This window comes from Streptomyces sp. NBC_01267 (genome assembly GCF_036241575.1).
Lineage (GTDB): Bacteria > Actinomycetota > Actinomycetes > Streptomycetales > Streptomycetaceae > Streptomyces.
In genome coordinates this window covers 6,213,059-6,226,703 of the sequence record NZ_CP108455.1, presented here as the reverse complement: position 1 = coordinate 6,226,703, position 13,645 = coordinate 6,213,059, and the positions used below count along the sequence as shown (strand labels likewise).

Here is a 13,645-nt window from a genome sequence, read left to right as displayed (position 1 = left end):
CGACTCCCGTCCCTAGCCTGGTGAGATCCCCGGACCTTCCGGGATATTTCTCCATCGAGGTGACACCGTGGCTCTCGCGTCCATCTTCGGTACGAACCTTTTCCAGTACGAACCGGACCGAGTCATCGAGTTCTACGACGAATCCCCGGAGGTACGCGAGTCGTTCGCCCAGGCGTCCGCGTGGACCGGGCTGAGTGTCGAGGCCCTGCTGCGTCAGAACGGGAACTACGACGACGACGAGCAGCGCATCCAGGCGGTCTCCATCGGCCTCGCGGCGGCGCAGCTCGGCATCCAGGACGTGCTGTCCGGGAAGGGGCTGCGGCCGACCGTGGTCGGCGGGCTCAGCCTGGGCGGGATGGTCAGCAGTTGCGTCGCCGGGGCCATCGGCCGCAGAGAGCTGATGAGCATACTGCTCCGCGGCCGGCACGGGGTCGACCCGGCCGGGGGCGAGCGCGCCGAGGGCATCGCGGCGGCCTATCTGGCGCTCGACTACGACCCGGACCACTACTACGGGGAACAGCGCGAAGGGGTCTTCCTGAGCGGTGACTTCGGTTTGGATGCCGGCGGAAGGATCCGTATCCAACTGCTCTGCGGCTACCGCGACTCGCTGGAGAAACTGGCCGCCCAGGAGCCCGAGGGCGTCATCAACGTCACCGAGGGCGTCGATGTCGCGGTGCACAGCCCGCTGCGCGAAAGTGCCCGGAGATCGAGCCGGGAGTACATCGACACGCTCCCGTTCACCGACCCGGTCCTGCCGCTCTGCTCGTGCCTGGAGCAGAAGACACTCACCCGGGCCGGTGAAGTGCGTGACATGTTCGTCGACAACGTGGTGAAGCCGGTGAGCGTGGTCCACCTCTGCGAGGAGATGAAGCGGCACGGCACCCAACTCGCCCTGGTCGTGGGGCCGTCGCCGGTCATGAACGCGCTCCACTACCCGTTCCCCGTGGTGTTCGTCGACTCGCCGCGGGCGCTGCCGCAGGCGGTCGCGGCGGTCTTCGAGCACGGTGTCCCGCTGAGCCGCGGCTGACCGGGCCGCCGCCCGGCCCGTCCGGTGCGGGCGGCGGCGATCGTGCTCCGCGCGGATGTCAGGACCCGTCGGGTCCCGGTTCCGCGCCGAGCCATTCGCGTACCGCCCGCGCTGTCGTGGCCGCGTGCGTCTCCATCATGGTGAAGTGGTCCCCCGGTACGTCCACGGTGGTCCGTGCGCCCGGCCAGTGGGCCTGCCAGTCCCCTCCGCCGGCCGACGGCAGCGGCTGCGAGGCGCGGACCAGCAGCGTGGGCACGGACAGCGGTGCCGCGCGCCATTCCGCGAACAGCTCGAAGTAACGGCTCATGGCCGTCAGCCGGGTGAAGTCCATCGCCCCGAAGGCGCCCTGCCGCTCGTACATTCCCTCTACGAGGGCGTCGCGGAAGGCGTCGAGCGAGGATTCCACGCCGGTCGGTACATAGCTGTCCAGCAGGACCACCGCGTCCGGGGGCGTGCCCGACCCGGCCAGTCCGCACGCGACTTCATGGGCGAGCAGACCGCCCGACGAGGAGCCGACGAGCACGAAGGGGCCGCCCTCCGCGCACTGCTGCACGAGTGCGGTCTGCGCCTCGACGACGGTACGCCGGGTGAGCGGGAGCGGTTCACCCTCGCCGAACCCGGGGTTCGGCAGGGCCCGGACCGCGCGCTCGCCCCGGAAGTGCGAGGCGAAGCGGGCGTACTCGTGCACACCACCGAGTGCCACGTACGAGCTGAGGCAGACGAGGGTGGGCGCACCGGTGCCCGAGCTGAGTGCGACCGGGGCGCGGTCCCGTCCGAAGTCGCCGGGCGAGGTGAACGAGGGGCGCAACTCGGCCGCGCCGCGCAGGAACGCGAAGCCCTGGGCGGACCGGCCGGAGCGGCAGGCTTCGCGGAACAGGGTGCCGAGTGTCGGGGAGGTGTCCGCTTCCCCGTCGGCCGCGTACCGGCCGGGCACGGACCGCACGGACCGCACGGACTGCACGGACTGCACGGACTGCACGGACTTCACGGACTTCACGGACTTCACGGACTTCACGGACTGAGGCTGTACGGACGCGGACCCGGGCTGCGCGGACGCGGGATCCGGCGCCCCGGCGGGCAGTTGCTCCGCCAGGTGCTCGGCGAGTGCGGTGGGCGTCGGGCGGTCGAAGACCAGGGTCGTCGGCAGCCGCAGGGCGGTCGCCGCGCCCAGCCGGTTGCGCAGTTCCACAGCGGTGAGCGAGTCGAAGCCCGCCTCGCCGAGGCTCTGCGCCGGGGCGATGGCATCCGGCCCGGTGAAGCCGAGCACGGCGGCCACCTCGCTCCGTACCAGTGCCAGCAGGATGTCCTGCCGCTCGGGCGCGGAGCGGCCCGCCAGCCGCTGCAGCAGGCTCGCCGCCGCGCCGGGGCCGCTGTCCGCGGTGCGCCGGGCGGGGCGGCGTACCAGCCCACGCAGCAGCGCGGGCACGGGTTCCGTGTCCGCGCGCCGTGCCGCGGGGTCGATACGCGCGGCCACCAGGACCGCTTCGTCGTGGCCCGCCGCCGCGTCGAACAGGGCGAGCCCCTGGGCCGGGGAGAGCGCGCGCATCCCGTCCCTGGACATCCGGCCGCGGTCCGTCGCGGAGAGCCCGGCGGCCATCCCGGTGCCGTCCTGCGGTACCCACAGCCCCCAGGCCAGCGCGGTCCCGGGCAGTCCCTGGGCGCGCCGGTGCTGCACCAGGGCGTCCAGGAAGGCGTTGGCCGCCGCGTAGTTGGCCTGGCCGGGCCCGCCGAGCACACCGGCCACCGAGGAGAACACCACGAACTCGGCGAGGTCGGTGTGCCGGGTCAGCTCGTGCAGGTGGAGTGCGGCGTCGGCCTTGGGCCGCAGCACCCGGTCGACGCGTTCGGGCGTCAGCGAAGCGAGCACCCCGTCGTCCAGTACGCCCGCGGTGTGGATCACCGCGGTCAGCGGCCGGTCCAGACCGCCGACGAGCGCTGCCAGCGCGTCCGGGTCGGCCACGTCGCAGGAGACGGTCTCGGCCCGCGCCCCCGCTTCGGCGAGCTCCGCCACCAGTTCCCGGGCGCCCTCGGCGCGCTGTCCGGTCCGGCTGACCAGCAGCAGGTGCCGGGCCCCCCTCGCCGCCACCAGATGCCGGGCGAACAGCCGGCCGAGCGTCCCGGTACCGCCGGTGATCAGCACCACGCCTTCGGGATCGAGCGGTGTCGCGGTCCGGTCGGTGTCCGGGACCGGTACGCGGACCAGCCGGGGCACGAGTACGTCGCCCGACCGCAGCGCGAACTGTTCCTCACCCGACTCGACCGCGGCGGCCAGCGCGGCCACGGCGGCCATGCCCGAGCGATCCCGGGCGGCGGGGTCGAGGTCGGCGAGCACGATCCGGCCCGGGTGTTCGGACTGCGCCGAGCGCGCCAGTCCCCATACGGCCGCGTGTGCCAGGTCACCGACCGTGTCACCGGCCGCGGTGGAGACCGCGCCACGGGTCGCCAGCACCAGCCGCGAGGAGGCCAGCCGTTCGTCCGCCAGCCACTCCCTGATCCGGTCCAGCGCGTCCAGGACCGCCGTACGCACGGCGGTCGCCGAGGGTGCCTGCGCGGCGCCGTCGGCTGCCGTGGAGTCGACGGGCTCAAGCGGCACGAGGACGAAGTCCGGCGCCGCGCCCTCCCCCTCCGAGGCCCCCGCCGAGGCCCCGACAGCGGCCAGATCGGGGTAGGTCCACACGGCGTCGGTCGGCGCCCCGACGGCGCCGACCACCGCCCACCGCCGGTCGGGGACCACGGCGGGCGCCGCGACCGGCGTCCAGTCGGTGCGGAACAACGCGTCCCGGAGCGGGGCCGCCCCGGAGACCGTCGCGGCCGGGGAGACCGGCCGGGTCCGGAACGCCCCGATGGAGATCACCGGCGTCCCGCTCCGGTCGGCGGCCTCCACGGCGCACCCGCCGTCCGCGCCGCGCCGGAGCCGCACGCGCAGCGCCGTCGCTCCGGAGGCCGACAGCCGGACGTCGTGCCAGGAGAACGGGAGCCGCAGCACCCCGTCCTCCTCCGGCTGTCCGCCGACGATGTCGGCGTGCAGTGCGGCGTCGAGCAGCGCGGGATGGATTCCGAACTCCCCGGCCGGGACCGGCAGTTCGACCTCGGCGAAGGTCTCGTCGCCGCGTCGCCACAGGGCGCGCAGCCCCTGGAAAGCGGGGCCGTAGCCGTGCCCGCTCGCGGCCAGGCCGTCGTAGACCCCGTCGACCGGCACCGCCTCGGCGCCGTTCGGCGGCCAGACCGTGAAGTCGAACGGGGTCTGGGGCGAGGGCTCTGGTACGGCGGCTCGGTCCGTGCCGGTGAGGAAGCCGGACGCGTGCCGGGTCCACTCCGTCCCGCCCTCGGGGCCCGGGGCGTCCCCGTCGCCGTCCTCGGAGCAGGAGTACACGGCCACCGGACGTCTCCCTGACGCGTCGGGCTCCCCCACCCGTACCTGGATGCGGGTGCCGCCCTGCCGGTGCAGCACCAGCGGTGCCCCGATGACGAGTTCGTCGAGTGCGTCGCAGCCGACCTCGTCGCCCGCCCGGACGGCCAGCTCGACGAAGCCCGTTCCCGGGAACAGCACGGCCCCGCCCATCGCATGGTCGGCGAGCCACGGCTGGGACCGCACCGCGAGCCGCCCGGTGAGCAGCACACCCTCTCCGTCGGCCAGCCGCACCGCGGCGCCGAGCAGGGCGTGTGCGGCCGAGCGCTGGCCCAGGGAGGCCGGGTCGTCCGGCGCGGCCCCGGCTTCGAGCCAGTACCGCTCCCGCTGGAAGGCGTAGGTGGGGAGGTCGGTCCGGCGCGCCCCGGAGCCCGCGAAGAAGGCGGGCCAGTCGAGGTCCGTGCCGGTGGTGTACAGCGCGCCGAGGGCGTCGGCCAGGGCGGGCAGCTGCGCCGACGTCCGGCGCTGGGCCGCGACGAAGCGGAGCTCCCCGGCGGGCTCCACGTCGGACAGGCAGTCCTGGGCCGCCGCGGTGAGCGGGCCGTCGGGGCCGATTTCCAGGAAGGTGCGTACGCCGTCCTCGTAGAGGCTGCGGACGCCGTCGGCGAACCGGACCTCCTGGCGGACGTGCCGGACCCAGTGGTCGGCGGAGCAGATGTCGTCGCCGTCGACGAACCGGCCGGTCACGTTCGACACGATCGGGATGCGCGGCGGACGGTAGGTCAGGCCGTCGGCGACCTTGCGGAAGTCGGCGAGCATCGGCTCCATGCGGGCGGAGTGGAAGGCGTGCGAGACGCGCAGCTCCTTGACCGCACGCCCGGCCCCGGTGAACCGGGCGGCCAGCGACAGCACGGCGTCCCGGTCACCGGCGAGGACCACGGCGCGGGGGCCGTTGACGGCGGCGATGTCCACGCCCGCGCCGAGCAACGGCCGGATCTCCGCCTCGGTGGCCCGGACCGGGACCATGACACCGCCTGCGGGCAGCGCCTGGATGAGCCGTCCGCGCGCGGCCACCAGGGTGGCGGCGTCCGCCAGGGTGAGCACGCCCGCGACATGGGCGGCCGTCAGTTCGCCGACCGAGTGCCCGCAGACCGCGTCGGGGCGCAGGCCCCACGAGGTCAGCAGCCGGAACAGCGCCACCTCGTGCGCGAACAGTGCGGGCTGGGTGTACGCGGTCAGGTCCAGGAGTCCGGACCCGTCGGCGATCACCTCGCGCAGCGGCCGGTCCAGATGGCGGTCCAGCGCGGCGCACACCTCGTCGAAAGCGGCGGCGTAGGCGGGCTGCGCACCGCACAACTCGCCCCCCATGCCGGGGTGTTGGGCGCCCTGCCCGGTGAAGAGCACGGCGAGGCGACCGGCGTGCGCCCGGCCCGTGCGTATCCGGCTGAAGTCCCCGCCGACGACGGCGGCCCGGTACTCCAGCCCGGCCCGCCCGGTGGCCAGGGAGAACGCGGCGTCCCACGGGTCGAGTCCGGCCGCTGCCTCGCGTACCCGCTCCACCTGGGCGTGCAGCGCGGGCTCGCTCCTCGCGGACAGCACCCACGGCACGGCGGTGGGACGGGTCCGGGCCGGACGCGGGGCGGACCGCGCCGGGTCGGTGCGCGGCGCCTGTTCCAGGACGAGGTGGGCGTTGGTCCCGCTGACTCCGAACGAGGACACGGCGGCCCGGCGGGGACGCCCGGTCTCCGGCCAGGGCGTCGACTCGGTCAGCAGCCGTACGGACCCGGCCGACCAGTCCACGTGCCCGGTGGGCTGCTCGACGTGCAGGGTTCTCGGCAGCATCCCGTGGCGTATCGCCATGACCGTCTTGATCACGCCTGCGACCCCGGCGGCGGCCTGGGTGTGACCGATGTTGGACTTCAGGGACCCCAGCCACAGCGGGCGGTCGGCGGGGCGGCCCTGACCGTACGTGGCCAGCAGGGCCTGCGCCTCGATGGGGTCGCCCAGGGTGGTGCCGGTGCCGTGTCCCTCGACCGCGTCCACCTCGCCCGGGGTGAGCCGGGCCGCCGCCAGGGCCTGGCGGACGACCCGCTGCTGGGAGGGGCCGTTGGGTGCGGTCAGCCCGTTGCTCGCACCGTCCTGGTTCACCGCGCTCCCCCGGATGACGGCCAGCACCGGATGTCCGTTGCGGCGGGCGTCGGACAGCCGTTCCAGCAGGATCAGGCCCACGCCTTCGCCGAAGGCGGTGCCGTCGGCGGTGGAGGAGAACGCCTTGCAGCGGCCGGTCGGCGAGAGGGCGCGCTGGCGGCTGAACTCCACGAAGGGCGACGGGGTGGACATCACCGTCACCCCGCCGGCCAGCGCGAGCGAGCACTCGCCGGAGCGCAGCGAGCGGGCCGCCAGGTGCAGCGCCACCAGCGAGGAGGAACAGGCGGTGTCCACGGTGATCGCGGGCCCCTCCAGGCCGAAACTGTAGGAGATGCGGCCCGAGGCGACGCTGCCCGCGCTGCCGTTGCCGAGGTAGCCCTCGACCCCTTCGGGGATCCGCCGGTGCAGCCGGGTGCCGTACTCGCCGAACATCACTCCGGCGAACACCCCGGTCCTGCTGCCCTTCAGCGAGGTGGGGTCGATCCCGGCGCGTTCGAAGGTCTCCCAGGAGCATTCGAGCAGCAGCCGCTGCTGCGGGTCCATGGCCAGGGCCTCGCGGGGGCTGATCCCGAAGTGCGCGGCGTCGAACCGGTCCGCGTCGTGCAGGAATCCGCCCGCCGGCGCGTAGCTGCGGCCCGCCCGGTCGGGGTCCGCGTCGAAGAGGTTCTCGGTGTCCCAGCCCCGGTCCTCGGGGAACGCGCCCATCACGTCGGACTCCGCCATCACGAGACGCCAGAGGTCCTCGGCGGACGAGACCCCGCCGGGGAAGCGGCAGCCCATCGCGACGACGGCCACCGGCTCGTCGGCCTCCGCGGCTGCCTGCCCCGACGCCCGGCTGTCGTCGGCCGGTGGCGCTTCGTGGCCGAAGAGTTCCGTCAGCAGGTGCCCGGCGACCGCGGCGGGGGTCGGGAAGTCGAAGGCGAGGGTCGCGGGCAGCCGCACACCGACCGCGGAGGCGAGCCGGTCCCGCAGCCGGACGGCGGTCAGCGAGTCGAGGCCCAGATCCTTGAAGGCGGTGTCGGTCGTGACGTCGTGCAGGTCCTGCGGGCCCCGGACCGGCCCCAGGACGGCCGTGATCTCGGACCGCACCAGCTCCAGCAGGATCCGCTCGCGCTCGGCCCGCGACGACTCGGCCAGACGTCGCGCGAGGAGTTCCGCATCGGGGCCCGCGGCGTCCTGGCGCGGAGCGACCAGGGCGCGCAACAGACCAGGAACCGGGCCGGTTTCGGTGCCAGGGCGGGTGCCGGTGCCGGTCAGGTCCAGCCGGGCGGCCACCAGCGCGGCGTCGGCGCCCGTGAGCGCCCGGTCGAACAGCGCCGCGCCCTGCTGCGTCGACAGCGACACCCGGTCGGCCCGCGCGGCCCACGGCCCCCAGGCCACCGAGACCGCGGGCAGACCACGGGCCCGCCGCTGCTGGGCCAGCGCGTCGAGGTACGCCGTGACGGGCGCGTGTTCGCTCTCCTCCGCGCTGCCCGGCTGCGCGGCGGCGGAGGCGTACACGAGGTGTGCCTCCGGCGCTTGAGTCAGCATCAGTTCGTGGAGCTGGGCCGCGGCGGCCATCCGGGAGGGCAGGGATCCTGGTCCGGTGGCCGCGTCCACCTGGACCACGGCGGTCAGCGGCCGGTCGAGGCTGCCGAACAGTGCGGCCAGGGCGTTCCGGTCGGCCGGGTCGCACTCCGCCACGGTGGCCCCGGCGCCGAGTTCGGCCAGTTCGGAGCGGAACCGCTCGACGGACAACTCCGCCCCGGATCCCGCGGGTTCGGCGGGTTCGGCCGGGCCGTGGCCGGTCAGCAGCAGGTGCCGTGCTCCGTACGCGGTGACGAGGTGCCTGGCCAGATCCGCACCCGGGGCAGTGGTCCACCCGGCGACCCACACCAGCCCCTCGGGATCGAGTACGGCGGCATCGCCGGCCTCACCCTCCCGGGCCGGGACCCGGGCCAGGCGTGGCACGAGCACCGCACCCGCGCGGAGGGCGAACTGCGGTTCCCGGGCTCCGGAGACCTCGGCCGCCTCGACCGCCTCGACCGCCCGGCGGGCGTCGAACCCGGAATCGGAACCGGAACCGGAACCCGCATCGAGGTCGGGGCCGGGTTCGGCATCGACATCCGCAGCCACATCCGTGTCCGGGTCGAGGTCGACCAGTACGATCCGGCCCGGATGTTCGGCCTGGACGGACCGCAGCAGGCCCTGGACCGGCGCATGCGCCACATCGCGCGGCTCCGCGCCCGGAGCCGCCGCCACCGCACCCCGAGTGACGACCAACAGCCGTGCGGGCAGCGGGTGTTCACCGGCCAGCCAGTCGGTCACCCGGGAGCGCACCCGCTCCGTCGCCTCGTAGGGACCGGTCGCCGGATCCGGCGGACAGGCCAGTACGTCGAAGCCGGGCAGCGCCTCACCGTCGCCCCCGCCGCCGTCCGCGCCCTCGTCCCGGGCCGTCGGCACCGGAACCCACTCGGTGCGCAGCAGCGCGTCGTGGTGGCTCACCCCGCCCAGGCGCACCCGGGCCGGGAGGTCGAGCAGCGACTGGCGCACGACCTTGCCGATCGCGGTCCGCGGGATGCGGTCGACCTCGTAGACCTCCGCGGGCACCTTGAAGTACGAGAGCCGTGCCCGGCAGGTGGCGAGCAGCCGGTCCGGGTCGACTCCGCCGGGGCCCGGCACCACGAAGGCGACCGGTACCTCACCGAGCAGTTCGTGGGGCTTGCCGACGACCGCGGCCTCGACGACGCCCGGCACCTCGGACACCACGTCCTCGACCTCGCGGGGGTGGATGTTCTCGCCGCCGCGGATGATCAGCTCCTTGATGCGGCCGGTGATGGTGAGGTAGCCGTCGTCGTCCCGGCGGGCCAGGTCCCCCGTGCGGTACCAGCCGTCGGCGAGCACCTCGGCGGTGGCCTCGGGCCTGCCGTGGTAGCCGAGCATCAGGGCCGGGCTGTCGACCCAGATCTCCCCCTCCCGGCCCTCGGCGGCCTCGGCGCCGGTCCGCGGGTCGGTGAGCCGTACGGTGAGCCCCGGTACGGGCAGCCCGCAGGAGCCCGCGATCCGCGGCCCGGTCGGCGAGTTGGTGGTAATCGGGCCGCCGGTCTCGGTGCTGCCGTAGCTGTCGAGCAGCCGTACGCCCAGCGCCTCCTCGAAGGAGTGGTGCAGCGCGGCCGAGCAGCCCGATCCGGCGACCATGCAGACCCGCAGCGCCGATGTGCCGAGGACCGTGCCGCGGGCCGATTCGAGTATGTGCTGGTAGAGGGTGGGGACACCGCAGACGAAGGTGGACTGTTCCTCGCGGAGCGCCGTCACGATCTCGTCGACCGCCAGGCCGTCCATGATGCGCGCGGTGGCACCCACGGCGACCACCCCGAGCACGCAGAGGTTGTGCGCCACGGTGTGGGAGAGCGGCAGCGGCCACAGCACCCGGTCGGACTCGTCGAGGCCGAGCACCGGCGCGTAACAGGCCGCGACGCCCCACATGGACTTGCGGTGGGTGGAGAGCACTCCCTTGGGGGTGCCGGTGGTGCCCGAGGTGTAGAGCATCCAGGCGGTGTCGTCCAACTGGGCGTCATCGCGGGGCGGTTGGGGCGCATCGGTGGCCATCAGCGTGTCGAAGCGGGCGACACCGTCGGGCAGCGGCCCGTCCCCGGTGACCACCACCCGCAGCCGCTCGTGGCGTGGCAGTACCCGGAGCACCTGGTCCAGATGGGCGGGGTCGGTGACGAGGACCACCGCCCCGCTGTCGGTGAGCAGATGCTCCAGCTCCGCGTCGGTGGCGTGCGGATTGAGCGGCACGCCGATGGCGCTCGACCGGGCGACGGCCAGGTAACTCTCCACCATTTCGAGGCAGTTGCCGAGGAGCAGGGCCGCGCACCGGCCGCGCTCCAGGCCCAGCCCGGCCAGCTGCCCGGCGAGCCGTCCGGTGCGCTGGTGGAGTTCCGCGTAGGTGACACCGCGCCGGTCGTCCCGGAAGGCCGTCTTGTCACCGAGCCGGGCGGCGTGCTCCGCGATCAGTTCGTGCAGCGGTCGGATCAGCTCGGTGCGCAACATGCCGCCATGCCTCTCGGGAGGGTTTCGAGGTGAGGCGGGTGCGTCGGCACCGCCCGACCGCTGAACTGCCCGGCGGCGGGCGCCGGCCGGTGCTGCCGTACGAGGACCGGTGGCTCAGTACAGGCCCTCGGGCTTGTCGGCGGTGACCTGGAGGGGCTGCACGTTGGCCACCCCGTCGCAGGGCCACTGGTCCGAGGTCCGGAACCGGATCGCCTGGTCGCGCTCCAGGACGTTGGGCAGGAAGAGGTCCTCGTGCAGCACCATCAGCCGCACCCGGCCCACCTCGCCGTACTCCACGACCCGGGTGGGGTCGGTCTTGTCGACGACGGTCATCGTGGTGTGCGGGAAGTTCGGCACGTAGGGCAGGGTCGCGCCGCCGTCGGGTGACGGCAGGCCGTTGCCGTTGCCGAAGGTGTTGCCGTACGTGGTCCCGATGACCCCGCCGGGCATGGCGTCGGCGAACTTCCGGTAGGCGTCCGGGGTGAACTGGGTGCCGCCCAGGTAGACGCCGGAGAGCTTGGCCATCAGGTCGGGCCTGCGGTTGATCAGGGCCTGCACGGTGGCGGGGGTGGTCCGCAGGTAGTCCACCGGGCGGGTGTCCATGATGTCGACGATCTGCTCGATGACATGGCCGATGTACTCGTCCATCTCCAGGAGGCGCCCACCCCGGATGAGGTGCTTGATCCATCGCGGGTCGAGGTCGATCGAGTACACCGTGGAGCCGTACATGTCGGCCAGGTGGTCCGCCTCCTCGCCCACCAGGTGCGGGCCGCTGGGGCAGGCGTCGACCCAGACGCCGCCGGGCCTGAACCCGGCCATCTGCCGTCCGAGGTGGCGCCAGGCGGCCCAGTGCCGGCTCATCGCCTCGGTGTAGAAGGCACGGCACGGCTTGCCCGTCGTGCCGCCCGACTCCCAGACCCGCCCGGCCAGTGGGCGGGCCACGCTCGCCGGTACGAAGTCGGCGGGGTCACCGTCGCGCAGGACCGCCAGGTCGAAGTGGTCGAACTGCGCCAGCTCCTCGTAGCGGGTGATCGCCAGGGGGTCGAAGTCGAGTTCGGTCCGCTTCTTCAGCCAGTAGGCGGACCCGTCCTCCGGGTCGAAGTGCCGCCGCAGCACGTGCCGCGTCCATGCGTCGAGGTCCTGGGCCAGCCAGCCATCGGTCAGCCCCTTCAGCTCATCCGTACTCAACTTCACCGACATGGCCGCAGTATCGGCCGGATCGTAGTGAGGAAGTCCCTAGGACCTGGTCCCCGGGACCTGTCCGGCACGGGGCGCCGGTCACGCGGGGAGGCCCCGGCGGCACACGCCGGGGCCTCCCTCGGCAGAGCGGCCACCGGGCCGCCCCGCATCGCTCAACTGCCGGACGGCCAGGGGATCTCGGGCGCGATGTAGTAGTTCACCCGGGCCTCCCGCAGCCGGGGTCCCTGGGCGGCGAGACGCGTCTTGAAGCTGTCCCAGTTGTGGCTCGACTCGGGCGACCAGCCGATCTCCGCGATGGAGAGGAGTCTCGGGAACGCGAGGTTCTCCAGCTGGTCCATACCGAAGACGGTCTCCGTCCACAACGGGGCTTCCACTCCGGCGATCGCCGACTCGGGCAGCCCCTTGAGCACCGTCTTCGGATCCCAGTTGTACGAGTCCGGCACATCGGTCGTACCGGCCCAGGTGTTGCCGACGGGGTACTCGGGCTTCTCCGCGTTGTACTTCATGTCGATGTACGCGTGGTCGGACGGGGCCATGACGACCTTCGCGCCGCCCTTGGCCGCGGCGATCACCTCGTCGTCGCCGATCCCGACGCCCCAGAGCTCGGTCGTCGTGGTCGCCGGGTCCAGGCCGACCGCCGACTCCTGCCAGCCGTACACCTTCTTGCCGTACTTCTGGACGAGGGGTCCGACCTTGTTGTAATAGGTCTTCAGCTCGGCGGCCGACCGGTTCTGCGTCTCGTCACCGCCGATGCCGATGTACGGCCCCGGGGTCATCTCCGCGACCTCCTTGATCACCTGGTCCATGAAGGTGTAGGTGATCGGCTTGTCGACGCAGAGCAGGCCCTCGTCGCTCTTGAGGAAGCCGGTGTACAACTCCCGCGCCTTGCCGTCGCAGTTCAGCTCGGCGTACGAGGCCAGCGCCGCCTGCTGGTGGTCGGAGCCCTCGATCTCGGGAATCACGGTGACGCCGCGCGACCAGGCGTACCCGACGATGTCCTTGTACTGGGCCTTGGTGTAGTAGCCCTTCGATATGCCGCCGACCCCGGTGCTGCCGCCGATCTTGGTGAGATTCGGCCAGGAGTCGATCTGGATGCGCCAGCCCTGGTCGTCGACCAGGTGCAGATGCAGGTAATTGATCTTGTAGCGCGCGAGGTCGTCGATGTACCGCTTCACCCCGGTGTCGGGCATGAAGTTCCGCGCGACGTCGAGCATCGCCCCGCGGAAGCCGTAACGCGGCTGGTCCTTGATCGTGCCGCCCTGGATCCGCCAGGGTCCGCCGACGGGCTTCGGGCTCTCCAGCTTCGCGGGCAGCAGCTGCCGCAGTGTCTCGATGCCGTTGAACAGGCCCTCGCGCTTGTTCGCCCGGATCGTCACGGCCTTGGACGTGACGTCCAGCTGGTAACCCTCGGCGCCCTTCACCGAGTCGGCACCGCCCAGCACCAGCGCGACGCCGGTCGGCGTGGTGGAGGACGGCACACTGCGCACCGGCAGGGCGTACCCGGTCGGCTTGCGCAGCAGCCCCGCGAGGAAGTCCGCGGCGTCCTTCGCGTCGGCGGAACCGGCGGTCGCCTGGATCGCGGCGCCCGGCGAGAGGGTGTACGCCACACCCGGCTTGGTCTGCACGCTGGCCGGCTGGGGTACCACCCGGGTCAGCGGCACTGCGCCGCTCGCCGCCGGAGTGGAGGACGTGCTGCCCCACGCCGCCGCGGTGGAGACACCGACCGTGACGACCATCGCCACGGCGATGACCGAGGTCTTCGTGCGTCTGCTGAGGGGCCGTCCGGGCAGCCTTCCACTTACATTCATCTCGGACCGTGTCTCTCTCGCGAAGCTGGTCGGATTAGTAATGACTCTGTCAAAGACCACCTTCGCCGCTATGGACTA

The 13,645-nt window shown here is 73.2% G+C and carries 4 protein-coding genes; 1 reads left to right on the top strand and 3 read right to left on the bottom strand.

All coding sequences use genetic code 11. The annotated features are described in order from the left end of the window. The first annotated feature begins 67 nt into the window (after nt 1-67). Entirely contained in the window at nt 68-1,027 is a 960-nt protein-coding gene (locus OG709_RS28365; RefSeq protein WP_326693826.1) for an acyltransferase domain-containing protein, read from the top strand. A gap of 58 nt (nt 1,028-1,085) precedes the next feature. Here OG709_RS28365 and OG709_RS28360 read toward each other — a convergent pair whose 3' ends face one another. From OG709_RS28360 to OG709_RS28350, 3 genes are all read right to left on the bottom strand, one after another. Continuing rightward, nucleotides 1,086-10,559, bottom strand: coding sequence for an SDR family NAD(P)-dependent oxidoreductase (locus tag OG709_RS28360; RefSeq protein WP_329168059.1), 9,474 nt, complete (start codon nt 10,557-10,559; stop codon nt 1,086-1,088). A 114-nt stretch (nt 10,560-10,673) separates the two neighbouring features. After that, complete coding sequence (locus OG709_RS28355; RefSeq protein WP_329168058.1) at nt 10,674-11,759, bottom strand: arylcarboxylate reductase; 1,086 nt, start codon at nt 11,757-11,759, stop codon at nt 10,674-10,676. A 152-nt stretch (nt 11,760-11,911) separates the two neighbouring features. Next, entirely contained in the window at nt 11,912-13,567 is a 1,656-nt protein-coding gene (locus OG709_RS28350; protein WP_250304676.1) for a beta-N-acetylhexosaminidase, read from the bottom strand. Nucleotides 13,568-13,645: the final 78 nt, after the last annotated feature.

Coding starts and splice junctions, on each gene's coding strand:
- OG709_RS28360 (WP_329168059.1), bottom strand. CDS start 10,559: ATGTTGCGCACCGAGCTGATCCGACCGCTGCACGAACTGATCGCGGAG.
- OG709_RS28355 (WP_329168058.1), bottom strand. CDS start 11,759: ATGTCGGTGAAGTTGAGTACGGATGAGCTGAAGGGGCTGACCGATGGC.
- OG709_RS28350 (WP_250304676.1), bottom strand. CDS start 13,567: ATGAATGTAAGTGGAAGGCTGCCCGGACGGCCCCTCAGCAGACGCACG.